Origin of the sequence: Proteus sp. HMSC14B05 (genome assembly GCF_001808035.1) — a bacterium.
Taxonomy (GTDB): domain Bacteria; phylum Pseudomonadota; class Gammaproteobacteria; order Enterobacterales; family Enterobacteriaceae; genus Proteus; species Proteus mirabilis.
In genome coordinates this window covers 202,754-228,879 of the sequence record NZ_KV792000.1, presented here as the reverse complement: position 1 = coordinate 228,879, position 26,126 = coordinate 202,754, and the positions used below count along the sequence as shown (strand labels likewise).

Genomic DNA, 26,126 nt, shown 5'->3' with positions numbered 1-26,126 from the left:
GATGAGTACAAAATCAATACCAGCGTCAAAACGATGGTTCTCTAAGGCTTGGTTATTAGAACAAAAATCACTCATTGCCTTATTGTTGCTTATTGTCGTGGTTTCAACACTCAGCCCGAATTTTTTTACCTTAAATAATATTTTTAACATCCTACAACAAACCTCTGTTAACGCGATTATGGCTGTGGGTATGACATTAGTCATTTTAACTTCTGGTATCGATTTATCGGTAGGCTCATTACTCGCTTTAACCGGTGCTGTTGCTGCTTCTATGGTAGGGGCTGATGTTAATGCGTTAGTGGCTGTTGTCGGTGCTTTAGCATTAGGAGCCGCTATTGGTGGCGTTACAGGTGTCATTATCGCTAAAGGTAAAGTGCAGGCATTTATTGCCACATTAGTGATGATGCTGTTATTGCGTGGTGTCACGCGTGTTTATACTGATGGCAGTCCAATAAATACAGGATTTAGCGATAATGCCGACCTGTTTAGCTGGTTTGGTATTGGACGCCCCTTTGGGATCCCCACCCCTATTTGGCTGATGATGATTGTCTTTTTAAGCGCGTGGTATGTATTGCATCACACACGCTTGGGTCGCTATATCTATGCCCTTGGAGGAAACGAAGCAGCAACCCGTTTATCTGGTATTAGTGTCGATAAAATCAAAATTATTGTTTATGCGCTTTGCGGTTTATTAGCGGCCCTTGCCAGTGTCATTGAAGTTGCTCGTCTTTCTTCCGCCCAACCAATGGCAGGCAATGGTTATGAACTGGATGCTATCGCCGCTGTCGTCTTAGGTGGTACCAGTCTTGCTGGCGGTAAAGGACGCATAATGGGCACACTTATTGGTGCGTTAATTTTAGGCTTTCTCAATAATGCACTCAATTTATTAGGCATATCATCCAATTATCAAATGATAGTCAAAGCTGTTGTCATCTTACTTGCCGTGCTGGTTGATAACAAAAAATAATACGCTTTCTCTTAATCCGAACCCCGACAGGAATATATTATGAAACTAAAAAAAATAGCAACGCTTCTCTCAGTGGTTGCTCTAAGCGCTACCATAAGTGCCAATGCATTAGCAAAAGAGTCTATCGCCCTCGTTATTTCAACGCTCAATAATCCTTTCTTTGTCACCATGAAAGACAGTGCACAAAAAGAGGCGGATAAATTAGGTTATGACTTAGTCGTGCTTGATTCAATGGATAATCCAGCCAAAGAATTGGCAAATGTGCAGGACTTAACCGTAAAAGGCACCCGTTTAATGCTCATTAATCCAACGGATTCTGATGCTGTAGGTAATGCCGTGTTAATGGCAAATAAAGCTAAAATTCCTGTAGTAACCCTAGATAGAGTAGCCAATAAAGGTGAGGTTGTTAGCCATGTTGCTTCTGATAACCGTCTAGGAGGAAAAATGGCGGGAGATTATATTGCGGAAAAAGTGAGTAATGATGCCAAAGTGATCCAACTAGAAGGGATCGCCGGAACCTCCGCTTCTCGTGAGCGTGGAGAAGGCTTTAAACAAGCTGTTGATGCTCACAAACTTAATATATTAGCAAGCCAACCTGCTGACTTTGACCGTACTAAAGGCCTTAATGTTATGCAAAATCTATTAACCGCTAATCCTTCAGTGCAAGCGGTATTTGCTCAAAACGATGAAATGGCATTAGGGGCATTGCGTGCATTACAAACTGCAGGTCGTACCGATGTCTTAGTTGTTGGCTTCGATGGCACAAATGATGGCATTAAAGCGGTTAACCGAGGTGTTTTAGGTGCGACTATTGCACAACGCCCCGATCAAATTGGTATTATTGGTATTCAAACCGCTGATAAAATTCTGAAAGGGGAAAAAGTGGATCCCACTATTCCTGTTGAGCTTGAATTAGTCACTCAAAAATAATCACCCATCTAACCACGTAGTACTTTCACTGCGTGGTTAGTTTCGTTATAAACTAGGTTTTCAAAGGATAAAGGCTATGACAACTCCCCGCCTTGCTGTTTTAGGTAGCATCAACGTTGACCATATTATGAATATTGCACAATTTCCCAAGCCCGGAGAAACCGTGATTGGTCATGACTATAAAATAGCATTTGGTGGTAAAGGGGCAAATCAAGCCGTCGCTTGTGGACGTAGTGGTGCCGATATCACGTTTATAGCCTGTGTGGGAGATGATGCTATTGGTCGCGAAATCATCGCTCAATTAAAAACAGATAATATTGATACTGATGCAATTCGTATTATTCCCAAGACACCTACAGGTGTAGCAATGATCCTAGTTAATGAACAAGGCGAAAATGTCATTAGCATTGTTGCCGGAGCAAATAGTGCTCTCACTCCAAGCCATTTGCATCAGTATCGTCATATTATTGAACAAGCAGATGCTTTATTAATGCAATTAGAATCCCCTCTAGACACTGTCTTTGAGGCAGCAAAACAAGCCAAAGCACATCAAACAAAAGTGATTTTAAATCCCGCTCCTGCACAGCCGTTATCTGATGAATTTCTGAGTTTTATTGATATTATTACGCCAAATGAGACAGAAGCCGAAATATTAACCGGTATTTCTGTGCATGATGAAGTGGGTGCAGCTAAAGCGGCTAATATTTTGCACAGTAAAGGCATAAAACACGTTTTAATCACTTTAGGCAGTCGTGGCGTATGGTTTAGTGAACAAGGCACCGGTATGATCATTCCCGGTTTTCGTGTTGAAGCAGTTGATACTATTGCCGCAGGTGATACCTTTAACGGTGCATTTGTTACAGCGATATTAGAAGGTAAATCAGCTCATGATGCGATCCGTTCCGCCCATGCAGCCGCGGCAATTGCAGTGACACGTCATGGCGCGCAATCCTCCGTCCCTTGGCGTGATGAAATTAAGTCATTTTTAGCAGAGCGAGCATAATATTTTGGCAACAATGAAAGATGTCGCCCGTTTAGCGGGTGTTTCAACATCCACCGTTTCCCATGTTATCAATAACAATCGTTATGTGAGTGAAGGTATCCGCGCAAAGGTTAATCATGCAATAGCAACCTTAAATTACGCCCCTTCAGCATTAGCTCGTAGTTTAAAAATGAACTGCACACGTACCATAGGGATGTTAGTTACCGCCAGTAATAACCCCTTTTATGCTGAAGTCGTTCGAGGTGTTGAACGAAGTTGCTATGAACAAGGCTATAGCCTCATTTTATGCAACACCGAAGGCGACTATGAGCGCATGGATACTAGCCTTGAAACCTTGCTACAAAAGCGTGTCGATGGGCTGTTATTAATGTGTACTGAAGCCCGCGCACCATCAAGTGAAGTATTAAATCGTTATCCACGGTTACCCATGGTGATGATGGATTGGTCTCCATTTGAATACAGTAGCGATATTATTCAAGATAACTCCCTATTAGGGGGAGAATTAGCCACGAATTATTTAATTGAAAAAGGTTTTACTGACATCGCCTGTATTGCGGGTCCCCAAGATAAACTTCCCGCTAAACATCGCCTACAAGGCTACTATAATGCGATGCAACAAGCTGGGTTACCCATTCGTAAAGAGCTAGTTTTAACCAGTGATTTTGAGTTTGCAGGTGGCTTTAGTGCAATGCAAACACTGCTCTCACTCCCTATACAACCACAGGCCGTATTTACCTGTAATGATGCAATGGCGGTCGGTGCTTACCAAGCGATTTATCAAAAAGGACTACGTGTACCTGATGATATTTCTATCGTCGGTTATGATGACATCGATTTAGCCTCTTATATGATCCCCCCTTTAACGACTATTCATCAACCCAAAGATGAATTGGGCAAACTTGCTGTAAGCCAATTATTACGTCGTATGGAAGATATTGAAGCACAAGCCAATCTATTAGTGTTAACACCCAAACTGATTGAACGAGGCTCGGTGATAGCTCATAGGAAATAATCTTTTACATTAATAGGTTAATAGGTTGTGTATATATTTCACACAACCTATTTGGTATCCTATAAAAACTGCTATATGGCAGTTTTTATAGGAGCTATTACTATGATCCAGTATGGCAAAGTATTTATGAGCAATAGAACACAAAATGTTCGATTACCCGCTGAGACTCGATTTCCGGATGATGTAAAAGAAGTTTTTGTTCGCGTCAAAGGCAAAGAGAGAATAATCACACCTATACAAAATGCATGGGATAGCTTTTTCTTATCAGAAAAGTCTGTAACAGATGATTTCTTATCTGAAAGGCCTGATCAAGCCACAAGTGAAAGAGGATCCTTTTATGATTAAATATCTATTAGATACAAATTATTGTTATATTCACTATTAAACGCAAGCCTGAGTTTTTATTACCAAAATTCAACCAACATGCTGAACAATTAGCTATTTCTACAATTACACTCGCTGAGCTCATTTTTGGTGCTGAAAAAAGTGTAAATCCAGCCAAAAACTTAGCTACGGTTAACGACTTTGTTTCTCGACTGACTGTTTTATCTTACGATGACTTAGCAGCTTTTCATTATGGAGACATTAGAGCAACACTAGAAAAACAGGGAAAACACGTTGGTGATAACCACTTACATATAGCAGCACATACTAGAAGTAAGGGGCTAATAGTCGTTACCAATAATACTCGAGAATTTGAAAGAGTTGATGGTTTAAGAATTGAGGATTGGACCGTTATTAACTCAGACCCCCAAACTGATTGAACGAGGCTCGGTGATAAATTTTATAAAATAACAACAAGAAGATTAACACTATTATTACTGATACTCTCTTTTAAAGAGAGAGTAGTTATTTTATCTAAGTTAACAAAATAAATAATTATAAAATCAATAAGTTAATTTATGTTTTTAAATGATATTATTTCTTATTATTTTGTGTATTACCTTCTATATTTAACCTACTTTTTCTCATCTTTTATCTAATAATCCATGAAAGATGCAAAACTCTATCAGATCTATTATACTCTTATTCTTTCGCATTATCTGTGGCAATACTATTTTTGGTCATTTGGGTCATCATATTAGACTTTTTACGCTAAAACGATAATGTGTCCTTTTGTTTATCGGGCAAGTGTTATCCTCTTTGTGACGATTAATCACTTCCCATTTTGAAAAAATTTGAGAGTATTATTATGTCATTACCTTCTTGTCCTAAATGCAACTCAGAGTATACCTATGAAGATGGGGCAATGTATGTCTGCCCTGAATGTGCCCACGAATGGAACGATGCTGAGCCAACAACTGATAGCGATGAGCTGATTGTTAAAGATGCCCATGGTAATTTATTAGCCGATGGGGATTCAGTGACAGTCATTAAAGATCTAAAAGTAAAAGGTAGCTCAACGCCGCTCAAAATTGGTACAAAAGTTAAAGGGATACGTTTAGTGGAAGGCGATCATAATATTGATTGTAAAATTGACGGCTTTGGACAAATGAAATTAAAATCTGAATTTGTGAAGAAAAGCTAATCTTGAATTATCATTAAAATGATTAATAACATTATTTTGATTTTAGAGGCGCTCATTAAGCGCCTTTTGTTTATAGCGATATGATTTATTTATTATCACCAAAGTGATCAAACCCTTTCAGATTAGGGTGCACTTCTTTACCTTCACGTAAATAACGTATACCTTCTGCAATTGGCATAATTTGCCCTATGCAATGAAAGTCAGCTCCCGTATGGGCTAAAGCAATATCTAAAGCCCCACGATTTATTTCAGGCACGGTAAAGCATAGTTCATAGTCTTCGCCACCACTTAATGCCCAAATTTCAGCTTGCTCTTTACTCACCTGTGATTTCATTGCCGCAGAATAAGGCAACGCATCTAAGTTAATACGAGCACCACAACCACTTGCCGTTAAAATATGGTTTAGATCTGAAATAAAACCATCAGAAATATCAATAGCTGCACTTGCTAAAGATCTTAATGCTTGCCCCTGTAAAAGACGAGGCTGTGGACGCAAATGCCTAGTAATAAAATAGTCTCGGCTTTCTGGTTGACTAGGTTGTAATCTATTTTGTAAAACCGCGAGTCCTGCCGCGCTATCCCCTAAAAAGCCTGTAACATAGATCCAGTCACCAATTTTCGCCCCAGAGCGTAATAGTGCCATACCTTGAGGAACTAAACCTTGTATTGTGATGGTTAAGCTCAATGGCCCTTTGGTTGTATCCCCACCAATCAATTGAATAGAATAATACTCTGCTAATGCAAATAGAGAGCGACTAAAGGCCTCAAGCCAATCATTATCGACTTTTGGCAATGTTAAAGCTAATGAAGCCCAAGCAGGATCTGCCCCCACCGCGGCTAAATCACTAATATTGACCGCTAATGCTTTATACGCTAAATCTTCAGGGGAAATGGTTGGTAGGAAGTGTATTCCACTGACTAAGGTATCAGTACTAATTGCCACTTGTTGCTTTTCAGGTACAGTCAATATTGCACAGTCATCCCCAATTCCCGTACTCACATCTTTGCGTTTAACTGGCTGAGAAGTGAAATATTGTTTAATGAGGGAGAATTCACCACAAGGCATTATCAATTTCCTATGAAGCAATGCTTATTAAATAAAAGGCCGGAGTAACCGGCCTTGGATTATTAATTTACCATAGAGGAAACGTGAAGAACGTTATTTTTTACGTACAGTTGGTGCAGCTTTATCTAACACGCCATTGACAAATTTATGGCTGTCATCAGCACCAAACACCTTAGCCAATTCAATCGCTTCGTTAATGGCTACTTTATAAGGAACATCTTCACGGAAGCTGAGTTCAAACATAGCTAAACGTAAAATCGCTTTTTCAACTTGGCCTAGCTCTTCCAGTTGACGTGATAAATAAGGCTCCATCGCCTTATCTAAACGTGCTGCATTGATTGCAACACCCACTAAAAGCTCACGGAAATAAGCAATATCTACACCTTGGGTATCCTGCTCGGATAAAAACTCCAATTCCACATCCGCGATGTCATTTCCGGATAATTGCCATGAGTAGATAGCTTGTACAGCACACTCACGAGCACGACGACGAGCAGCAGGTTTCACAAAATTCCCCTTTAGTTAAAACAGATGATTAGCCTTTAATGGCTTTAAGTACATTGATCATTTCAAGTGCTGTCATTGCAGCTTCAGCACCTTTATTGCCCGCTTTAGTACCAGCTCGTTCAATTGCCTGCTCAATGCTTTCAGTGGTTAATACACCAAAAGTCACAGGGATCTCACTTTGCATTGCAACATGAGAAAGGCCAGAGCTGCATTCGCCAGCAACGTATTCAAAATGTGCGGTTCCACCACGGATAACAGTACCTAACGCGATAACTGCATCATATTTGTCGCTTTCTGCTAATGCTTTTACAGTTAATGGCAACTCATAAGCGCCAGGAACCCAAACGACGGTAATATTTTCTGAGGAAACTTGTCCGATACGCTCAAGTGCATCAACGGCACCTTCTAACAAGCTATCATTAATAAAATTATTAAAACGGGCAATTGCAATCGCTACACGTGCGTTTGGCGCCGCGACAACACCTTTGATTACGTTCATAGGTTACCTTTTTCTCCTATCCGCGGGGCGCGGATTTTATCACATTCTTTCCTTTACTGCGCTCAGTTTTATGATAACACAGCAAAGGAGCCAAAAATCCTTGATAAATCAAGGTAGTTAGTTGGCTGATAACAATGTCGTAACGACAGGGAATAACACACACGGCGCTATTTTACTACAAATAGCGCCATAGACACACATATTTGCATCTATTAATAACGAGGTTTTAAACAAACGCGGATATCAGGGCCGATTTGTTGAAGAGAATCTATTGTAAATTCAGGGGCTTCAGATAATGACGACAGTGGTGAAATGGATAATAAACCTCGAGCATCATCGCCTAAAATTTTCGGAGCAATATAAATGATAAGCTCATCAACAAGACCAAGCTCTAATAGTGCGCCAGCAAAATGTGCGCCACTTTCAACCCATACACTATTAATATTGCGTTTACCTAACTGCATCATTAATAACACTAAATCGACACTACTATTTTTGCCATTAGTAGGAAGCAAAATTTCTGAGACATCACCTTGCCAAGCTTCTTGCTGAGAGTGAGTCCGAGCAAGCAAGCACTCACCTGCAAGTTGTGTAATTTTATAGTCGGGAGTTACCCTATTTTGGCTATCGGTAATAATACGAATAGGCTGGCGCAATGACTCTAGTGGATAAATCGCTTTTATCTCATCGGATAATGCTTCCCAACGCACATTCATTGCAGGATCATCGGCTAAAACAGTGGCACTCGTTGTTAAAATAGCACTAGCTTGCGCGCGAAAGTTTTGCACATCTTGTCGCGAAGCTTTAGAGGTTATCCATTGACTTTCCCCTGATGCTAATGCCGTTTTACCGTCTAAAGAGGCGGCCAGTTTTAATTGGATATAAGGAAACCCTGTTCTCATACGTTTAAAAAAGCCGATATTCAATTTTTCAGCTTCTTGCATTAATACGCCATGAGAAACATCAATACCTGCAGCGACTAATTTATGTAAACCACGTCCTGCCACTTGAGGATTGGGATCTTGCATTGCAGCAACAACACGTTTTACCCCGGCGTTGATTAAAGCATCAGCACAAGGAGGCGTTTTACCAAAGTGGCTACATGGCTCAAGCGTAACATAGACGGTAGCACCTTTGGCATTTTCACCCGCCATATTTAATGCATTCACTTCGGCATGTGGACCACCTGCATGATGGTGATAACCTTCACCTATAATCTTCCCTTCTTTCACAATCACGCATCCCACATTTGGGTTAGGTGATGTTGTAAAACGTCCTAATGCAGCTAACTCTATCGCTCGACGCATATAGGTTTCATCATTAGCCGGCTCATTGCCCGTAGGATTGTTGCTGTTGTTAATTGTCATCATAGATTTATTATTTATCGTTATTTTCAAATAGTCGTGTGAAGCGAATGATTAATCTTGTAATTTTGCAATTTCTTCGCCAAAATCGCGCACATCTTCAAAACTGCGATAAACCGAAGCAAAACGGATATAAGCAACTTTATCCAGTTTCTTTAGTTGTTCCATAACAAAATTACCGATCTGTTTGGAAGGTATCTCTCTTTCGCCCGTTGCCCTTAATTGTGATTTGATATGATTAATGGCAGCTTCAACATCATCAGAACTCACAGGACGTTTTTCTAATGCTTTGAGCATTCCTCTACGTAGCTTTTCTTCATCAAAAGGCTCACGGATTTCATCACTTTTCACAACACGAGGCATCACAAGCTCTGCGACTTCAAAGGTAGTAAAGCGCTCATGGCAAACAAGGCATTGACGACGACGGCGCACTTGTGAGCCATCACCAACAAGTCTCGAATCAATTACTTTGGTATCTACGGCTGTGCAAAATGGACAATGCATAGTTATTCCTACTGTTGACAAAACTCCTAAACAGTGTACCTGTTCAGTGAACAAAAAACACCCTGTCAGTCATTAACTGGCAGGGTGTTTGCGATGTTTATGTCAGAAAAACGCTCTATTAAGGTAAGAGTGTTGTCTGATCTGCACCCTCTTTTTCCACTTTTTGAACAATCAGGTGTTCGCGTTTCATGCCCATTTTCAGTGCTAATGCAGAAGCCACATAAATAGATGAAACAGTACCGAATGAAACACCGATTAACATCACTAAAGAGAAGCCTTTAAGCATTGAACCACCAAAGATATAGAGCATCAACACAACTAATAATGTTGTTGCTGATGTCATGATGGTACGGCTTAATGTCTGTGTTAGTGAAACGTTCATGATCTCATAAGAGGTACCACGACGAATTTTACGGAAATTCTCACGAATACGATCTGATACCACGATACTATCGTTCAAGGAATAACCGATAACAGACATCAATGACGCGACAATGGTTAAATCAACCTCAATTTGGAAGAGTGATAAAATACCCAGAGTGATCACCACGTCATGGGCAAGTGAAATAACAGCCCCTAATGCTAGACGCCACTCAAAACGGAATCCAACATAGATCAGAATACAGATAAGTGCAGAAAGTAACGCCATTGCCCCTGTTTGAGCCAATTCACTCCCGACACTTGGCCCAACAAATTCAATACGTTTGACTGTTGCATCATTATCAATTTCAACATTGATAATATCGATGACTTTCTTACCTAATTCTTGACCAGCCTGTCCTTCAACAGGAGGCATACGCACCATAATATCGCGGCTGCTACCAAAGTTTTGTAACAGAGGATCTTTATAGCCGGCGGCTGCCAAGCTATCACGCATTTTATCTAGATCGGCCGGTTGACTGAGATTGATCTCAATAACCGTTCCTCCAGTAAAATCTAATCCCCAGTTAAATCCTTTCACGGAAATGATAGCGATAGATGCTACCAAAAGCAGAAACGAAATAGTAAAGGCGACGTTGTCCCAACGCATAAAGTCAATGACTTTACGACCATGGTTTAATTGTTCAACAGTATAATCCTGTGCCACAACGTGCTCCTTAAATAGACAGTTTCTTGATGCGTTTACCGCCATACAGCAGGTTTACAATCGCACGTGTACCCACAATAGCGGTAAACATGGATGTCGCAACCCCGATAGCAGTTGTGATAGCAAACCCTTTAATGGAGCCAGTACCGACTGCATAAAGGATCACGGCAGTAATTAACGTGGTTAAGTTCGCATCAATAATACTGGAGAAGGCACCTTTATAACCTTCATGGATAGCTTGTTGTACTGAGCGACCATTACGTAACTCTTCTTTAATACGCTCGTTGATCAGTACGTTAGCATCGACCGCAACCGCAAGGGTTAAGACAATACCCGCAATACCAGGCATGGTTAACGTTGCACCGGGTAATAATGACATGACCCCCACAATTAACACCAAGTTTGCTAATAGCGCCGTACTCGCGATCACACCAAATTTACGATAATAAATAATCATAAAGGCAACAGAGGCTATCAGACCCCATAAACAAGCTTCTAAACCTTGAGTTATGTTCTGAAGACCTAATGTTGGCCCAATGGTTCTCTCTTCAACGATTTGAATAGGTGCAATCAATGCCCCAGCACGTAATAACAGAGATAATTGACGTGCTTCATTCGCATTAGAGATACCAGTAATGCGGAAGTTATTACCTAAACGGGTTTGAATATTAGCCACGTTAATAACTTCTTCATTTTTTACCAAAATTGCGCGATCGTTTTCATCACGTTTACCGCTGTCTTTATACTCTACAAAAAGAGTAGCCATCGGTTTACCGACGTTATCTTTGGTAAAGTTAGACATAATAGAGCCACCAGCACTATCAAGTGAAATACTTACTTGAGGCTGGCCGTACTCATCGGCTTGTGACGTTGAATCGGTAATATGGTCACCGGTCAATACAACACGTTTATAAAGAATGGTTGGTCTACCATCACGAGTGTATTTCACTTCTGAGTCACCCGGGATGCGTCCTGTTTCTAAGGCTGAAGGATCAACGTTAGTATTCACTAAACGGAATTCTAATGTTGCTGTTGCACCTAGGATTTCTTTCGCACGAGCCGTATCTTGAATACCCGGTAATTCAACAACAATGCGGTCAGCACCTTGGCGTTGAACTAATGGCTCAGCAACCCCTAATTGGTTGACACGGTTACGTAGGATGGTGATATTTTGTTGTACCGCATAAGTACGCGCATCACGTAAACGCTCGTCGGTAAAAATAGCTTTTAACGAGTTATTATCCCCATTTCTAAAAATGAGATCTTGGTTACGACGCGCAAGATAATCTGATGCTTTAGAACGGTCATCAGCGTTGCGGAAACGGATTTCAACACCATAATTATCCGTTTTGCGGATAGAAGAATATGGAATGCCTTCGTCACGTAATAAAGTACGTAAACTATCAACATTTTGTTCTTGAAGTTTACCTAACGCGGTTTCCATATCAACTTCCATTAAGAAGTGAACACCACCACGTAAGTCTAACCCTAATTTCATCGGCTCACCGCCAATGGCTTCTAACCATTTTGGCGTAGCGGGTGCAAGGTTAAGTGCAACAACGAACTTGTCACCTAACGCAGGTAACAAGGCTTCACGGGCACGTAACTGAATATCAGGGTTACTGAAACGAGCCAAAATCGCACCATTTTCAAGGGCGATTGATTTCGCTTCAATTTTTTCTTTATCTAATAAAGATCGAACTTGATCCAGTGTTTGCTCATTGGCGGCGGTTCCCCGCGCGCCAGTGATTTGAACAGCCGGATCCTCACCATATAGGTTAGGAAGTGCGTAAAGCAGACCGATGAGGATAGCGAATATCAACATCAGATACTTCCACAAAGGATAACGGTTTAGCACGGCAGTTCCCTTTTCCCTTTGGGGAAATCAAATTAAATAGCTTTCATTGTGCCTTTTGGTAATACAGCGGCAACAAAGTCACGTTTGATAGTTACTTCAGTTGTTTCATTCAGAGCAACAACGATATAGCCGTTATCTGAAACTTTAACAACGCGGCCGATTAAACCACCAGTAGTTAACACTTCATCACCTTTACCGATAGATTCCATCAGTTTACGGTGTTCTTTAGTACGTTTTTGCTGAGGACGTAGGATCATAAAATAGAAAATTAAAATAAAGATCACTAACATCGGTAAAATAGACATAAAGCTTGCTTCAGGTGCTGCTTGTCCAGCAGAAGCAACAGCATCAGAAATGAAAAAACTCATTCACTTTTTCCTCATTGTTGTCGATATCGACGATACTCAAGTTATAAGCCCAATATCATACACAGAATTGGGCTTTCTCGTATACATTAATCGCACTTACTCGCACTGCTGTTTAGCGGTGGAACTGGTTTACCAATACGTTCGTAGAACTCATGCACGAAATCTTCGAAACGTGACTCATCAATTGCTTGACGAATTTCAGCCATTAGACGCTGATAATAGCGTAAATTATGGATGGTATTCAGCCTTGCACCTAAAATTTCGTTACAGCGATCAAGATGATGTAGGTAAGCGCGACTATAATTTTTACAGGTGTAGCAATCACAATGTTCATCCAGAGTTGATGTATCTGAACGATGTTTAGCATTACGAATTTTAATGACACCATTTGTTACAAACAGATGTCCATTACGTGCATTTCGTGTTGGCATCACACAGTCAAACATATCGATACCACGACGAACACCTTCAACTAAATCTTCAGGTTTACCTACACCCATTAAATAACGAGGTTTATCCGCAGGGATTTGTGGACAAACATGTTCTAAAATACGGTGCATATCTTCTTTAGGTTCACCAACAGCTAGGCCCCCAACAGCGTAACCGTCAAAGCCGATTTCCACTAGCCCTTTCACTGAGATATCACGTAAATCTTCGTAAACGCCGCCTTGAATAATACCGAATAATGCATTTTTGTTGTTTAATTCATCAAAGCGTTGACGACTACGTTTAGCCCAGCGTAATGACATCTCCATGGAATTTTTAGCATAATCCCAATCTGATGGATATGGCGTACACTCATCGAAGATCATCACAATATCTGATCCAAGATCGTACTGAATTTCCATTGATTTTTCTGGGCTTAAGAAAATCTTTTCACCATTAATTGGGTTACGGAAATGCACACCTTCTTCTTTAATTTTACGCATTGCGCCTAAACTAAAGACTTGGAAACCACCTGAATCGGTTAGAATTGGCCCTTTCCACTGCATAAAGTCATGCAAATCACCGTGTAATTTCATGATCTCTTGACCAGGACGTAACCATAAATGGAAAGTATTGCCTAAAAGGATTTGTGCACCTGTGGCTTCAACTTCTTCAGGTGTCATCCCTTTAACTGTACCGTATGTCCCTACAGGCATAAATGCAGGTGTTTCAACGACACCGCGTTCAAACTTAAGACGACCACGACGGGCATGACCATCTGTTTTATCTAATTCGTATTTCACTCATCCTCCAAGCATCAGAAAAACAGTCCAATGCATAATAAAAACAGCACATTCTAATCATTTGTTAGACGGCTGTATATGTTACATCAACAAAAGCTGTGCTTAGTCAAAGAGATCAAGCAGCAAAATTGACATAACCGGTCATAAAATGAAAAAAAACGTTAAAAAATAGAATAAAGCCCTACTCTTCACCCACTTTTTCATTGATAGCTAAAGGATTACGCGTAATAAACATCGCATCACCATAACTGAAAAAACGATACTTTTGCTCAACCGCTACGTTATAAGCATTCATGGTATTTTTATAACCAGCAAATGCGGAAACCAGCATAATTAAGGTTGATTCTGGCAAATGGAAGTTAGTTATCAAAGCATCAATAACTTGATATTGGTAACCTGGATAAATAAAAATTTGCGTATCATCAAAAAAAGGAGCAATTAATGCATCTTTGGCAGCTTTAGCCGCACTCTCTAAAGAGCGAACAGACGTTGTACCCACGGCAATCACCCGATTACCTCGTGCCTTACAAGCGAGCACGGCATCTACCACCTCTTGAGGGACTTCAGCATACTCGGAATGCATAGTGTGTTCTTCGATATTATCCACACGAACAGGCTGGAAAGTGCCAGCACCAACATGCAAAGTGACAAAGGCCATCTCAACGCCTTTGTTACGTAGTGCTTCTAATAACGGCTCATCAAAATGCAATCCGGCTGTGGGTGCAGCTACTGCACCGGGACGCTCATTATAGACCGTTTGATAAAGCTCTTTATCGGATCCTTCATCTGGACGATCAATATAAGGAGGAAGAGGCATATGACCGATACTATTTAAAATAGTCAGCACATCTCTTTCATCATCAAAACGGATTTCAAATAGTGTATCATGGCGTGCAATCATGGTTGCTTGTACACTTTCGTCTTCCCCTAAAATCAGTGATGCGCCCTCTTTGGGTGACTTTGATGCACGAACATGGGCTAACACACGATGTTCATCTAGCATACGCTCCACTAATACTTCTATCTTGCCACCGGAGGCTTTACGACCATAAATACGCGCGGGGATCACTCTAGTATTATTAAATACAAGTAAATCACCGGCATTGAGTTTATCTAATACATCCGTAAAGACACCGTGAGATAAATTGCCCGTTTTCCCCTCTAGGGATAATAATCGGCACCCACTACGTTGGGGGTGAGGATAATGAGCAATTAAGGACTCAGGCAGGTCAAATCTAAAATCGGATACACGCATAATTAAACGACTACTTTCATAAAAAACAGGCGCACTAGTCTAGTGCTGCATGTTAATCAGTGCAACAAAGAAGCACTTTTTTATTTAAAAAGCGCTATGATAGTACAATGAACTATCTTGCTCACTTACACCTCGCCTTTAGAGCGAAAAGCTCCTTATTAGGCAATATGATGGCGGACTATGTAAAAGGTACGCCGAGTAACGATTACAGCCAAGCGGTAATTGACGGCATTCACATGCATAGGCGTATTGATGTGCTGACTGATACTCATCCATTAGTTAAACAAGCTCGACAACTTTTTCCGAATGAATACCGCCGCGTTGCACCCATTACTTTGGATATATTTTGGGATCATTTTCTCTCACTACATTGGGATAAATTTGAACCTGACATACCGCTCTTGGAATTTGTTACTTATGTGCGCAATACCATTGAACCGGATTTATGGCGAACTCCGGAAAAATTTCAAGAGCTCAATGAATATTTATGGCCCCAAGCGTGGTTGACTCGTTATGCTGATAAAACTTATATAGCACAGACGTTAAAAGGCATGGCAAAAAGAAGACCGCGTTTAAGTGCGCTTGCAGGCTCTTATATTGCACTAGAAACGCATTATAAAGAGTTAAGTGAGATTTTTTGGCAATTTTATCCACAATTGTTAGAAAGAGCACAACATCATCAGCTGGATGACTGATACATTAAGGCTCTTTTTATTCATCTGTTTGTCATGATTAAGCATTACATTGAATCGAGCAAACAGAGACTACGTCAATTTATCTTTTTATTGGTAACGATCCGTTAACAAGCGTAGTATTCATTTATAAAGTTGATTAGAATAGATAGTTATACAAGGAGTCATAAATAAGTCATTTTTGTTGTATAAAATTCATCGTTATAACCTATCAAATAGATTGTTCTGTATGATTTTATCAATAACGATTGATTATTTATGCTGTATGCATCATTTAAAAACAGGGCATCACCCTAAATTTAAAAACAGGGCATCCCCTTAAATTACTCTAAATAGTTCGAGATGTAGCTAGATGGCAAGTGAATGAGTCACTAGGGGCATACAAAGGTATGTGACTAGTGCGAATGAACGCAGTCAACAACGCGACAACTTGAAATATGACGAGTATAAACTCTTTCAATTTACAGGAGTACATTATGGTTCTGGTTACTCGCAAAGCCCCAGATTTCACAGCAGCTGCTGTTTTAGGTAACGGTGAAATTGTTAATGATTTCAACCTGCATTCATTTATCAAAGGCAAACCTGCGGTTATTTTCTTCTGGCCAATGGACTTCACTTTTGTTTGCCCTTCAGAACTGATTGCATTTGATCACCGTTTTGAAGAGTTCCAAAAACGTGGTGTTGAAATCATCGGCGTTTCTATGGACTCAGAATTCGTACATAACGCATGGCGTAAAACAGCTATCGATGATGGCGGTATTGGTGAAGTAAGATACCCAATGGTTGCTGATATCAAACACGATATCATTAAAGCATACGGTATCGAACATCCAGAAGCGGGTGTTGCACTACGTGGTTCATTCCTGATCGACAAAGAAGGTGTCGTTCGTCACCAAGTGGTAAACGACCTGCCATTAGGCCGTAATATTGACGAAATGATCCGTATGGTTGATGCACTACAATTCCACGAAGAGCATGGTGATGTTTGCCCTGCACAATGGGAAAAAGGCCAAGAAGGTATGGGCGCATCTCCAGACGGTGTTGCTAAATATCTGAAAGCGAACTCAGGCAAACTGTAATATTCCAGTAAGCTAAACAAATATTTGCTAAAAGCCTGTGAAAACAGGCTTTTTTATTAATACTCCATCTATTCTTTTGCCTTTCAACTCAATTTATTAAGATTACTATTTGTACATAACATTATTATTTATTCACTTAAAGATGATTTTGTGATCATCTCTTCAAAAAAAATTCTCGTCATTAATAACTTCTCTCTATACTTATTGTTACGTAATTGTTAACCACATTAATACTAGCGTATACACACCTACTTTCACTTATCTCTATTGAAACTAACCCACTGTTATTAATGGATATAATCATGATTACTATAAAAAAAATGCACCTGCTGTTACTTACCACACTTTTTTCACCTGCACTCTATGCCGCCTATGAGCCAGCGGTTGAAGCACAACAAGGTATGGTGGTCTCTTCACAACATTTAGCCTCACAAGTAGGGAAAGATATTTTACAAAAAGGAGGGAATGCCATTGATGCAGCTGTTGCTGTTGGCTATGCACAAGCTGTGGTAAATGCTTGTTGTGGAAATATTGGCGGTGGTGGTTTTATGACCATACACCTTGCTGATGGCACCAATACCTTTATTAATTTTCGTGAAACGGCGCCTACGGCAGCGTCTAAAAATATGTATTTAGATAAAGACGGTAACTTGATTAAAGAGGCAAGCCTATACGGCTATCTTGCCTCAGGGGTGCCGGGTACAGTGAAAGGACTTGATGCTGCATTAGAAAAATATGGCACACTTTCACGCCAAGAAGTGATGGCTCCCGCTATTAAACTAGCCAGAGAAGGCTATATTTTAACCCGTGCTGATACTGACGTATTAGACACCACCACAGAGCGATTTAAACAAGATCCTGAATCAGCAAAAATTTTCTTAAAGCCTGATGGAACACCATGGCAGCCTGGCGATCGCCTCATTCAAACGGACTTAGCCAATACGCTTGAACTTATCGCCAACCAAGGTGCTGATACTTTCTATCAAGGGGAAATCCCTAAAAAAGTAGAACAAGCTTCAAAACAGCATAATGGGTTATTAACCAAAGAAGATTTTGCGAACTTCACTATTACCGAAACACCTCCCATTACCTGTACTTATCGAGGTTATGAATTTATCTCTGCTCCTCCTCCCAGTTCAGGGGGCGTCACTATTTGCCAAACACTGAATATTTTAGAAGGCTACGATCTAAAATCGATGGGTTTTAACTCTGCCGAATATGTTCACACGCTCACAGAAGCTATGCGTCATGCTTATATGGATAGAAACACCTTTCTAGGCGATCCGCAATTTATAAACAATCCAACAGAAAAGTTATTAAGTAAAACCTACGCCGCAGAGCTTCGCCAACAAATTACACCGAATAAAGCCACCCCATCAGAAAAGGTACAACCCGGAATTGCACCTCATGAAAGCCCTGAAACCACACATTATTCGGTGATTGATAAAGATGGTAATGCCGTTTCAACCACTTACACCATCAATGGTCGTTTTGGTGCTGTCGTTATCGCCCCGGGGACTGGCTTTTTCCTCAATAATGAGATGGATGATTTTACAACTAAAGTTGGCGAGAAAAATCTTTATGGCTTAGTACAAGGTGAACGAAATAGTATTGCCCCATTAAAACGTCCACTGTCCTCAATGAGTCCAACCATTGTGACTAAAGATGGCAAACCCTTTCTTGTATTAGGCTCACCGGGAGGCTCTCGTATTATCTCAATCACCTTACAAACAGCACTTAATATTATTGAGTTTGGTATGTCCCCCCAAGAAGCCGTCAATAGCCCTCGAATTCATCATCAATGGCTACCTGATGAGGTTTATTATGAACAACGAGGATTATCAAAAGATACCTTAGAAAAACTTTCTGCCATGGGATATAAAATGGTCGAACAAACGCCATGGGGCGCGGCTGAATTGATTATGGTCGGCCTTCCAGGAGAACAAGGAGTGATCCCTGCTTCGTCAGGTAATGATTCTGCTGTTTCAGGGGCGATACGCGAAGGTTATCTTTATGGTTCAAATGATGTTCGACGTCCAGCAGGTAAAGCCGTGGGCTACTAACCATAAAATCATATAATACCATTGGCAAAAGAAACCTTCTCTTTATTAGACAAGGTTTCTTTTTTTATAAAAATGATCTCGTCACTGTTTTACAATTTATTAATATCTTTTTTTATTAATAATAATCAAGATTCATTTTTCATTAAATAAATAATTAATATTAAATATCAATTTACCATTAAAATAATAATTTCAAACGTAATATAAGAACAAATGTCTTTATATTCTATTTAAATAATAGAATATATATAAACAATATTAATTATCCTTCGTAATTACAGATAAGAACAATAATCACTTAATTTAATTTTTTAACTAACGATAATTAATTTTATTTCTATGATTGCAGTCACAGAATAAATTTTTTAATAACCACAATATCATAATGGTTAATGAAAAATACGTAAAAACCGAATGTAACATATTGTAAATACAAATATTTAACAATTCACCACAAGCTATTTTCAGTAATAAAAAGTGTTGATAACTATTATATCTATTCTAAATCAATCGTTATTATATTTTATATACAACGAAAAACAAGTAGAGAAAAGAACACATTTATCATCACAACTTATTTCTTATTTAAATTAGTTAAGCGGAGATAAATATTAATGTCTGATACACATCATCGTCCTATATTAGATATTGGACTATCAAGACTAGAGTTTCTGCGAATATCCGGTAAAGGGCTGGCAGGGATCACCATAGCACCCGCACTACTTTCTCTTTTAGGTTGTAAGCAAGAAGAAATAGACAGTGGCGTTATTCAACTGACAACCACACCTAAAGGTGTATTAGTGACTAATCGTGCCCGTTGCACTGGCTGTCATCGTTGTGAAACAGCATGTACAACATGGAATGATGGTAGCGTTGGCTCTTTCTTCTCCCGTACTAAAATCCATCGTCATTTCTATTTTGGTGATAAAGGTATTGGCTCTGGAGGGGGCTTATATGGCGACTTAAACTTTACCACTGATACTTGTCGCCAATGCAAAACACCCGAGTGTATGAACGTCTGCCCAGTAAAAGCTATCCGTTATCAAGAAGAGTTTGGCTGTATTGTCGTTGATACTCGTCGTTGTATCGGCTGTGCCGCTTGTACAACAGCTTGCCCGTGGATGATGGCAACCGTCAATCCACAAACGAAAAAATCCGGTAAATGTAATTTATGTGGTGAATGCGCTTCAGCATGCCCAACAGGGGCATTGCACATTATTGAATGGAAAGAAATTACCGTTTGATTTTTCTTAGCATTCACCTCATTGACCCCTCTTTAGATTAGGAAGCAATATTATGATTAACGGCTGGACTGGCAATATACTAAGAATTAATTTAACTACTGGTGCCATCTCTCGCGAAAGCTCAAGCCAATACAAATCCTTAATTGGTGGTATGGGCTTTGGCTACAAAATTATGTATGAAGAAGTTGCACCCGGTGTAAAACCTTTTGATGAAGAAAACAAAGTGGTATTTGCGGTAGGCCCGCTAACAGGATCAGGCGCACCCTGTAGCTCTCGCGTCAATATCACCTCTCTTTCAACCTTTACTCGCGGTAATTTAGTGGTTGATGCCCATATGGGAGGCTTTTTTGCCGCATGGATGAAATTTGCCGGCTATGATGCGTTGATCATTGAAGGTCAAGCAGATAAACCCGTGTGGATCCATATTGATGATGACCAAGTTTCCATTGAAGATGCCTCTTTTTTATGGGGAAAAGGAACTCGTCAAACAACAGAAGAACTTTGTGCTCAAACAAGCCCTGAAGCGTGTGTTGCTGCTATTGGCCCTGCGGGTGAAAACCTTGTCCCTCTTTCAGGACTTATCAATAGTCGTAACCACAGTGGTGGTGCTGGAATTGGTGCCGTACTTGGTGCTAAAAAATTAAAAGCGATTGTGGTTGAAGGAAGCCGTGGCGTTAATGTTGCCGATCGTAAAGCATTAAAAGAGCTTAACGACTATATGATGACACAACTTATTGGCGCAAATAATAATCACGTCGTACCAAGTACCCCGCAATCTTGGGCAGAGTATTCACATCCGGGTTCACGCTGGACTGCACGTAAAGGGCTTTATTGGGGAGCGGCTGAAGGTGGCCCCATTGAAACAGGGGAGATCCCACCGGGCAATGCCAATACTGTCGGCTTTAGAACCATGAAATCAACCTTCGATCTTGGCCCAGAAGCAGAACAATACACGGTAAAAATGGGGGGATGCCACTCATGCCCTATTCGCTGTATGTCACAACTTAATGTCCCGCAAGCGAAAAAATTTGGCGTACCTCAAACAGGCGGAAACACTTGTGTCGCCAACTTTGTTCATACCACCATTTTCCCTAATGGCCCGAAAGATATTGAGAAAAAAGGCGATGCCAATGTTGTTGGTAATCTTGTCGGCCTCAATATTTTTGATGATATGGGCTTATGGTGCAACTACGGTCAGCTTCATCGTGACTTTACTTATTGCTATACCCACGGCGTTTTTAAACGCGTTCTTTCTGAAGAAGAGTATAACGATATTCCTTGGGATAAACTTGAAGAAGGTGATCCCGCATTTATCAAAGATTTCTATTACCGCTTAGCCCATCGTAAAGGTGAATTTAGTCACCTTGCTGATGGCTCTTATTTAATTGCACAACGCTGGAATTTAGGTGAGGAATATTGGGGTAATAAGAAAAATAAACTTTGGTCACCGATGGGTTTCCCTATTCACCATGCAAATGAAGCTTCTGCTCAAGTAGGCTCCATCGTCAACTGTATGTTTAACCGCGATGCGATGACACATACTCATATCAACTATATCGGTAGTGGTTTACCGCTAAAATTACAAAAAGAGATTGCAGGTGAACTATTTGGCTCTGGTGATGCTTTTGATGAAACCAAAAACTACACGCCGATTAATAAAGCAAAAATTGCCTATACCAAATGGACCATTTTGCGTAGTTGCCTACATGATGCCGTGACATTATGTAACTGGGTATGGCCAATGACCGTATCACCTCATAAAAGCCGCAACTATCGTGGCGATTTAGATATGGAAGCAAAATTTTTCACTGCCATTACCGGTGAACCAACTACTTCTCAAGATCTTGATTTAGCCTCAGAACGCATCTTCACTTTACATCGTGCTTACACGGTTAAGTTAATGAACACAATGGATATGCGTAATGAGCATGACCAAATCTGTTCATGGGTATTTGATAAAGATCCTGATATTCCTGTCTTTACGGAAGGGACAGACAAAATGGATAGAGAAGATATGCAACTCTCTCTCACCCTATTTTATGAAGAAATGGGCTGGGATCCACAATTAGGCTGTCCAACAAAAGCAACTTTAGTACGCCTTGGATTACAAGATGTTGCTGACGATTTAGCATCACGTGGCTTATTACCCAATTAATAGGTAAAGGAGATCATGATGAATAAACAGAATGCATCAGCCTCTATACCACCTGATATTGCTCATGATGCTGATATTATTTTAGAACAACCGGATATTTCTCTTCGTCGTTGGCTATTGCCGTTATCAGAGAGAGGTATTGGGCATGGTACTCACACCTTAACGGATACTACAGAAGAACAAATTGAAGATATCGCGCAATTATCGGCTGAACAACATCTAGCCAATGCAATCCGTCAATGTTCAAAAGAAGGTGAACTATTAGCTATTTCCACGCTGTATGATGCGCCTTATTCACTCTCTGAAGAAGAGGTAATGCAATTAAGAGTCGCGTTGAACGAGGACGCTTTCGTTGATATTACTTATTTAACACATAATGGTGAAGATTATTTCTATTCTGACACTGTTATGTCAGATAACTATGCACAATTACAGCTTCTCAATAGATATACCGATATTTGCACTGCCATTGCAGGTTTAGTTCGCTTTGAATGCGAAACCTACCCTCGTCCATTGAAGCAAAGCATGTTGATGTCGGAGCCTTTTTATTACACCGCTGCAGAAATAGACGATGCATTGACGCTGATGAAAACTCACCCTGATTTTCAAGATATTCAGCAAATATTCGCCTCTAACAATGCCCCTTACCTATTTAGTAGCACCCTAATGAGTTATGGCAAGGCGAGAGGGTTAACAGAATGGCTGGAGGTAGAACAATATGAAAATCCTTAATGCTCTACCCTGTCGACGAAATGTTCTGTGGGTATTACAACAGCATCAGATTGAGGAGCAAAAATAATGCGTGTTTCTCGCCGTAAATTTGTAGCAGGTATAGGTTCTGTGATCTTTTTCAGTGCGCCACTGGGGAGTACCTTAGCGGCAGCCACAGATAAAAAACCGATACGCTATGCCATGATCCATGACGAAACACGCTGTAATGGCTGTAATATTTGTGCCACAGCGTGCCGTCGATTAAATAAAGTACCAACCGGAATGGCGCGAATGGATATTGCACACATTCCATTAAGCTTAAAAGAAGATAACGATAAGTACCATTTTTTTAGACACTCATGTCAGCAGTGTGAAGATGCTCCTTGTATCTCGGTTTGTCCTACGGGCGCATCTTGGCGCGATGAAAGCAATGGTATTGTTCGCGTTAATAAAGAGAAATGTATTGGCTGTAGTTATTGCATATCAGCCTGTCCTTACCAAGTTCGTTATCTTAATCCCGTAACACATGTTGCTGATAAATGTGACTTTTGTCTTGAGTCTCGATTACAAAAAGGGTTCCCACCGATTTGTGTCAGCGCTTGCCCACAAAACGCCCTACTCTTTGGTAGAGAAGATAGCCCACAAATTCAGCAATGGCTAAAAACACATGACTACTATCTCTATCAACTTGATGGAGTAGGAAAACCGCATCTTTATCGACGTGTTGGACCTCATGTACAAGGGGGAGATAACGTATGAGTGCAATAAATATCATGCCAAATGCAGCACAATTTCAAGCCTCACTCAAACAGTATGTCTTAATCTATACACCGGACTATTTGCCACTTTGGTTAATTGTTGCCGGCGTATTATTTGTCGGCATGCTACTTGTACTCGCACTTCATGGTTTTTTACGTTACCGCTTTGCCACACCCCATGGAGAGCATCATCAAGAAGAGAAACTCTATCTTTACTCAAAAGCGGTACGTTTATGGCATTGGAGTAATGCAACTTTATTTATCTTACTCCTTCTCAGTGGCGGGATTAACCATTTCGCCCTACTCTCGGCACATGACACGGCGTTACTCGTCAATGTGCATGAAATTTGTGGTTATCTACTCTTAGTATGCTGGTTGTCCTTTGTGTTAATTAATCTTGTTGGTGGCAATGGTAAATTTTACCGTATTGACAGTAAAAACTGGTTGCAACGAGTATTAATGCAAACGCGTTTTTATCTTTACGGCATTATTAAGGGGGAAGATCATCCTTTTCCAGCCACTCCCAAGGTTAAATTTAATCCACTGCAACAAATGGCTTATTTAGGTGTGATGTATGCATTAGTACCATTACTTTTAATCACTGGGATCTTACTGCAAAATCCCATGTTTATCCCTGCTGATGCTGTGCTATTTAAAGCTTGGTTATTAATAATTCACCAAATACTAGCCGTGTGTAGTGTCTTTTTTATCTTTGGTCACCTTTACCTGTGTACCACCGGAAGAACGCCATTCCAAACCTTTCGCAGTATGGTTGACGGCTACCATAGACACTAATAAATAGATGGATCAAGGAGCTTATATGTCAGTCCCTTCACAGGAAAATATCACACTAACCAAAGAAGACTTACGCCAACTGCATGTTTCAAGTTCACTTTATCGTTGGTTTTTGCGTTATTTTCCCCATGGAGGTACTTACCGTGCTATCCATAATGAATTGATAAAACAACGTCAAACACAATGGATAGAAAGCTTAATTCAATATATTTATCTGCGTCATTTTAGTCAGTCCTCTTTTGCCAAACAGGAACAAGAAGTGATAGAAAACATCTTGTCCCTGTTAGGCAATGAAAAACAAACCGGTGTGACATTACAACGTTTACCCTATCACCAACCGCAATCTAGCGACGAAAACATTCAGTTTTCTACCGAATGGCATCAACTGATTGTCAAAAGCCAGCAATTTAATACCGCCCTCGCATTATGTGGTCGTGATAATATTGTCGCCTTTTCCGGTGATGAAAACAGTATTGCTAACACTGGTTATAGTAACCAATTAATCAACAGCGGATTTGCTGGAAAGATCAGTAATACGGCAGATCAATGTCGTATTGGTAGCTTAGGAGGACGCTCTCGTATTTGTAATAGTGGCAACGATGTTAAAATTTACGCTTCTGGTCAAGGGGCGCATATTGCCAATAGTGGTATAAGAAACTTTATTAATGCGACTCAATCCCGTACAAAAGTCACCAATACTGGTGATTTAGCACATATTACTGTTACTGGCGATAACGCCATTGCTATCAACACAGGTGATAACTGCACACTCTCTGTATCTGGGGATAACAGCGTGTGTATCTCAACAGGGCATCTTCAGCAATTTTGCTTAGGAAAAGGCGGTAGCGCTGTGATTGCCTATCACGATGGAAAACGCACCCGCTTTAACGTTTTCTATGAAGGTGAAGATAATATTGAGGCCGGCATTCACTACTACTTAGATGAAAAACAGCGCCCTGTTGCAATGGATAATATTACTTAACTCAATAATTAATAAAAAATTCTCATAGAAGCTATTGGGCAAACATGGAGACGAAACACGATAACTTCGCATTGTTTCACAAAGATTTAGCGTTATATTTTTAATATAAACAGCAAAATATATTTTTAAGCATAAAATGTGAATAAGCTATTATCACCACTTGTGACCAAGTTATGCATTAGGGACTACTGTGATAGTTGTATTAGTATCCTTGTCTTTCTTTATAAAAGAACCATTTTTATCTTTAATATATTCAGAATTACCTATCCTAATTTCCTCTTCATTTAAAGAATACATTATTGACATCACTTTATCTTTTTCTATACATTTTTTGTTACTTTTAATTTCAGTAAAACATAATCGATCGTATTTTCCTTCTTCTAAATATCCATCACCATAATTCCATATATAAATATAGAAGGAGCTATCTTTAGCTTTAAATAAATCATACTTTTTATCTAAAACATCTT

At 40.1% G+C, this 26,126-nt stretch carries 26 protein-coding genes and 1 pseudogene; 16 read left to right on the top strand and 11 right to left on the bottom strand.

Translation table 11 applies throughout. The features are described from left to right. Nucleotide 1 precedes the first annotated feature (1 nt). The 7 genes and pseudogenes from rbsC to HMPREF3129_RS15020 all read left to right on the top strand — a co-directional run bounded on the left by rbsC (nucleotide 2) and on the right by HMPREF3129_RS15020 (nucleotide 5,440). On the top strand, nucleotides 2-967 hold the full coding sequence (gene rbsC / locus HMPREF3129_RS15045) for a ribose ABC transporter permease (protein ID WP_004245124.1): 966 nt from the start codon (nucleotides 2-4) through the stop codon (nucleotides 965-967). 39 nt (nucleotides 968-1,006) lie between these two features. Next, on the top strand, nucleotides 1,007-1,897 hold the full coding sequence (gene rbsB / locus HMPREF3129_RS15040; protein WP_070487114.1) for a ribose ABC transporter substrate-binding protein RbsB: 891 nt from the start codon (nucleotides 1,007-1,009) through the stop codon (nucleotides 1,895-1,897). Between the two features lie 76 nt (nucleotides 1,898-1,973). Further along, complete coding sequence (rbsK, locus tag HMPREF3129_RS15035) at nucleotides 1,974-2,900, top strand: ribokinase (RefSeq protein ID WP_036919770.1); 927 nt, start codon at nucleotides 1,974-1,976, stop codon at nucleotides 2,898-2,900. Nucleotides 2,901-2,904: 4 nt separating this feature from the next. Beyond that, nucleotides 2,905-3,912, top strand: coding sequence for a ribose operon transcriptional repressor RbsR (gene rbsR / locus HMPREF3129_RS15030; protein WP_012367471.1), 1,008 nt, complete (start codon nucleotides 2,905-2,907; stop codon nucleotides 3,910-3,912). 102 nt (nucleotides 3,913-4,014) lie between these two features. Continuing rightward, nucleotides 4,015-4,257, top strand: coding sequence for a type II toxin-antitoxin system VapB family antitoxin (gene vapB / locus HMPREF3129_RS15025; protein ID WP_004247212.1), 243 nt, complete (start codon nucleotides 4,015-4,017; stop codon nucleotides 4,255-4,257). Beyond that, nucleotides 4,250-4,676, top strand: a pseudogene (gene vapC / locus HMPREF3129_RS18425) (type II toxin-antitoxin system tRNA(fMet)-specific endonuclease VapC). Before vapB ends, vapC begins: the two are co-directional and overlap by 8 nt. 428 nt (nucleotides 4,677-5,104) lie before the next feature. Beyond that, the gene (locus tag HMPREF3129_RS15020) at nucleotides 5,105-5,440 is read left to right on the top strand and encodes a zinc ribbon domain-containing protein YjdM (protein ID WP_004245134.1); all 336 of its coding nucleotides are present in this window, start codon (nucleotides 5,105-5,107) and stop codon (nucleotides 5,438-5,440) included. Nucleotides 5,441-5,525: 85 nt separating this feature from the next. Here the strand turns inward: HMPREF3129_RS15020 and thiL are convergent, their stop codons facing one another. The 10 genes from thiL to queA all read right to left on the bottom strand — a co-directional run bounded on the left by thiL (nucleotide 5,526) and on the right by queA (nucleotide 15,177). Next, complete coding sequence (thiL, locus tag HMPREF3129_RS15015) at nucleotides 5,526-6,506, bottom strand: thiamine-phosphate kinase (RefSeq protein WP_036919768.1); 981 nt, start codon at nucleotides 6,504-6,506, stop codon at nucleotides 5,526-5,528. Nucleotides 6,507-6,599: 93 nt separating this feature from the next. Then, nucleotides 6,600-7,013 (bottom strand): transcription antitermination factor NusB, encoded by a 414-nt coding sequence (nusB, locus tag HMPREF3129_RS15010; RefSeq protein ID WP_004245136.1) that lies wholly within the window; start codon nucleotides 7,011-7,013, stop codon nucleotides 6,600-6,602. 28 nt (nucleotides 7,014-7,041) lie between these two features. Beyond that, on the bottom strand, nucleotides 7,042-7,512 hold the full coding sequence (gene ribH / locus HMPREF3129_RS15005) for a 6,7-dimethyl-8-ribityllumazine synthase (protein ID WP_004245137.1): 471 nt from the start codon (nucleotides 7,510-7,512) through the stop codon (nucleotides 7,042-7,044). A gap of 212 nt (nucleotides 7,513-7,724) precedes the next feature. Further along, entirely contained in the window at nucleotides 7,725-8,882 is a 1,158-nt protein-coding gene (gene ribD / locus HMPREF3129_RS15000) for a bifunctional diaminohydroxyphosphoribosylaminopyrimidine deaminase/5-amino-6-(5-phosphoribosylamino)uracil reductase RibD (RefSeq protein ID WP_052124581.1), read from the bottom strand. A gap of 48 nt (nucleotides 8,883-8,930) precedes the next feature. After that, complete coding sequence (nrdR, locus tag HMPREF3129_RS14995; protein WP_004245139.1) at nucleotides 8,931-9,380, bottom strand: transcriptional regulator NrdR; 450 nt, start codon at nucleotides 9,378-9,380, stop codon at nucleotides 8,931-8,933. A gap of 118 nt (nucleotides 9,381-9,498) precedes the next feature. Further along, nucleotides 9,499-10,467: a protein translocase subunit SecF gene (gene secF / locus HMPREF3129_RS14990; protein WP_004247209.1), complete on the bottom strand. Its 969-nt coding sequence runs from the start codon at nucleotides 10,465-10,467 to the stop codon at nucleotides 9,499-9,501. A gap of 10 nt (nucleotides 10,468-10,477) precedes the next feature. Beyond that, nucleotides 10,478-12,325 (bottom strand): protein translocase subunit SecD, encoded by a 1,848-nt coding sequence (secD, locus tag HMPREF3129_RS14985; protein WP_012367466.1) that lies wholly within the window; start codon nucleotides 12,323-12,325, stop codon nucleotides 10,478-10,480. A gap of 32 nt (nucleotides 12,326-12,357) precedes the next feature. Continuing rightward, nucleotides 12,358-12,693 carry a preprotein translocase subunit YajC gene (gene yajC, locus HMPREF3129_RS14980; protein ID WP_004245142.1) on the bottom strand — a complete coding sequence of 112 codons (336 nt, stop codon included), beginning with the start codon at nucleotides 12,691-12,693 and terminating at the stop codon, nucleotides 12,358-12,360. An 86-nt stretch (nucleotides 12,694-12,779) separates the two neighbouring features. Next, entirely contained in the window at nucleotides 12,780-13,922 is a 1,143-nt protein-coding gene (gene tgt / locus HMPREF3129_RS14975; RefSeq protein ID WP_004245143.1) for a tRNA guanosine(34) transglycosylase Tgt, read from the bottom strand. A 181-nt stretch (nucleotides 13,923-14,103) separates the two neighbouring features. Then, on the bottom strand, nucleotides 14,104-15,177 hold the full coding sequence (gene queA, locus HMPREF3129_RS14970; protein ID WP_004252586.1) for a tRNA preQ1(34) S-adenosylmethionine ribosyltransferase-isomerase QueA: 1,074 nt from the start codon (nucleotides 15,175-15,177) through the stop codon (nucleotides 14,104-14,106). Nucleotides 15,178-15,284: 107 nt separating this feature from the next. On the opposite strand from queA, the gene HMPREF3129_RS14965 reads away from it, so the two are divergent. The 9 genes from HMPREF3129_RS14965 (at nucleotide 15,285) to ydhT (ending at nucleotide 25,656) form a co-directional block, all read left to right on the top strand. Further along, a complete protein-coding gene (locus tag HMPREF3129_RS14965) occupies nucleotides 15,285-15,872 on the top strand; it encodes an acyl carrier protein phosphodiesterase (RefSeq protein ID WP_036920158.1) in 588 nt (195 codons plus the stop codon). Nucleotides 15,873-16,345: 473 nt separating this feature from the next. Next, nucleotides 16,346-16,948 carry a peroxiredoxin C gene (locus HMPREF3129_RS14960; protein ID WP_004247207.1) on the top strand — a complete coding sequence of 201 codons (603 nt, stop codon included), beginning with the start codon at nucleotides 16,346-16,348 and terminating at the stop codon, nucleotides 16,946-16,948. Nucleotides 16,949-17,250: 302 nt separating this feature from the next. Continuing rightward, nucleotides 17,251-19,011, top strand: a complete 1,761-nt coding sequence (gene ggt, locus HMPREF3129_RS14955; RefSeq protein ID WP_036919766.1) for a gamma-glutamyltransferase — start codon at nucleotides 17,251-17,253, stop codon at nucleotides 19,009-19,011. A gap of 614 nt (nucleotides 19,012-19,625) precedes the next feature. After that, nucleotides 19,626-20,255: a ferredoxin-like protein gene (locus HMPREF3129_RS14950; RefSeq protein WP_004245149.1), complete on the top strand. Its 630-nt coding sequence runs from the start codon at nucleotides 19,626-19,628 to the stop codon at nucleotides 20,253-20,255. Between the two features lie 52 nt (nucleotides 20,256-20,307). Next, nucleotides 20,308-22,410 (top strand): aldehyde ferredoxin oxidoreductase, encoded by a 2,103-nt coding sequence (locus HMPREF3129_RS14945; RefSeq protein ID WP_017827756.1) that lies wholly within the window; start codon nucleotides 20,308-20,310, stop codon nucleotides 22,408-22,410. Nucleotides 22,411-22,428: 18 nt separating this feature from the next. Beyond that, nucleotides 22,429-23,142 (top strand): YdhW family putative oxidoreductase system protein, encoded by a 714-nt coding sequence (locus HMPREF3129_RS14940; RefSeq protein WP_230506972.1) that lies wholly within the window; start codon nucleotides 22,429-22,431, stop codon nucleotides 23,140-23,142. A 66-nt stretch (nucleotides 23,143-23,208) separates the two neighbouring features. Further along, nucleotides 23,209-23,880 (top strand): 4Fe-4S dicluster domain-containing protein, encoded by a 672-nt coding sequence (locus tag HMPREF3129_RS14935; RefSeq protein WP_036919762.1) that lies wholly within the window; start codon nucleotides 23,209-23,211, stop codon nucleotides 23,878-23,880. Next, entirely contained in the window at nucleotides 23,877-24,674 is a 798-nt protein-coding gene (gene phsC, locus HMPREF3129_RS14930; protein WP_004245153.1) for a thiosulfate reductase cytochrome B subunit, read from the top strand. The genes HMPREF3129_RS14935 and phsC overlap by 4 nt, the downstream gene beginning before the upstream one ends. Before the next feature lie 7 nt (nucleotides 24,675-24,681). Then, on the top strand, nucleotides 24,682-25,656 hold the full coding sequence (gene ydhT / locus HMPREF3129_RS14925) for a protein YdhT (protein WP_017628261.1): 975 nt from the start codon (nucleotides 24,682-24,684) through the stop codon (nucleotides 25,654-25,656). A gap of 171 nt (nucleotides 25,657-25,827) precedes the next feature. On the opposite strand, the gene HMPREF3129_RS19035 is transcribed toward ydhT, so the two are convergent. Next, the coding region (locus tag HMPREF3129_RS19035; protein ID WP_254668259.1) for a DUF943 family protein at nucleotides 25,828-26,126 on the bottom strand (299 nt) is incomplete at its 5' end.

Excerpts from the sequence above, each read along its gene's own strand:
- queA (WP_004252586.1), bottom strand. The coding sequence starts at position 15,177 with ATGCGTGTATCCGATTTTAGATTTGACCTGCCTGAGTCCTTAATTGCT.
- nrdR (WP_004245139.1), bottom strand. The coding sequence starts at position 9,380 with ATGCATTGTCCATTTTGCACAGCCGTAGATACCAAAGTAATTGATTCG.
- rbsC (WP_004245124.1), top strand. The coding sequence starts at position 2 with ATGAGTACAAAATCAATACCAGCGTCAAAACGATGGTTCTCTAAGGCT.
- rbsK (WP_036919770.1), top strand. The coding sequence starts at position 1,974 with ATGACAACTCCCCGCCTTGCTGTTTTAGGTAGCATCAACGTTGACCAT.
- HMPREF3129_RS14940 (WP_230506972.1), top strand. The coding sequence starts at position 22,429 with ATGAATAAACAGAATGCATCAGCCTCTATACCACCTGATATTGCTCAT.
- HMPREF3129_RS14965 (WP_036920158.1), top strand. The coding sequence starts at position 15,285 with ATGAACTATCTTGCTCACTTACACCTCGCCTTTAGAGCGAAAAGCTCC.
- rbsB (WP_070487114.1), top strand. The coding sequence starts at position 1,007 with ATGAAACTAAAAAAAATAGCAACGCTTCTCTCAGTGGTTGCTCTAAGC.
- ribH (WP_004245137.1), bottom strand. The coding sequence starts at position 7,512 with ATGAACGTAATCAAAGGTGTTGTCGCGGCGCCAAACGCACGTGTAGCG.
- ydhT (WP_017628261.1), top strand. The coding sequence starts at position 24,682 with ATGGATCAAGGAGCTTATATGTCAGTCCCTTCACAGGAAAATATCACA.
- HMPREF3129_RS14935 (WP_036919762.1), top strand. The coding sequence starts at position 23,209 with ATGCGTGTTTCTCGCCGTAAATTTGTAGCAGGTATAGGTTCTGTGATC.
- phsC (WP_004245153.1), top strand. The coding sequence starts at position 23,877 with ATGAGTGCAATAAATATCATGCCAAATGCAGCACAATTTCAAGCCTCA.
- HMPREF3129_RS14960 (WP_004247207.1), top strand. The coding sequence starts at position 16,346 with ATGGTTCTGGTTACTCGCAAAGCCCCAGATTTCACAGCAGCTGCTGTT.
- ribD (WP_052124581.1), bottom strand. The coding sequence starts at position 8,882 with ATGATGACAATTAACAACAGCAACAATCCTACGGGCAATGAGCCGGCT.
- ggt (WP_036919766.1), top strand. The coding sequence starts at position 17,251 with ATGATTACTATAAAAAAAATGCACCTGCTGTTACTTACCACACTTTTT.
- yajC (WP_004245142.1), bottom strand. The coding sequence starts at position 12,693 with ATGAGTTTTTTCATTTCTGATGCTGTTGCTTCTGCTGGACAAGCAGCA.
- HMPREF3129_RS14950 (WP_004245149.1), top strand. The coding sequence starts at position 19,626 with ATGTCTGATACACATCATCGTCCTATATTAGATATTGGACTATCAAGA.
- HMPREF3129_RS14945 (WP_017827756.1), top strand. The coding sequence starts at position 20,308 with ATGATTAACGGCTGGACTGGCAATATACTAAGAATTAATTTAACTACT.
- thiL (WP_036919768.1), bottom strand. The coding sequence starts at position 6,506 with ATGCCTTGTGGTGAATTCTCCCTCATTAAACAATATTTCACTTCTCAG.
- vapB (WP_004247212.1), top strand. The coding sequence starts at position 4,015 with ATGATCCAGTATGGCAAAGTATTTATGAGCAATAGAACACAAAATGTT.
- HMPREF3129_RS15020 (WP_004245134.1), top strand. The coding sequence starts at position 5,105 with ATGTCATTACCTTCTTGTCCTAAATGCAACTCAGAGTATACCTATGAA.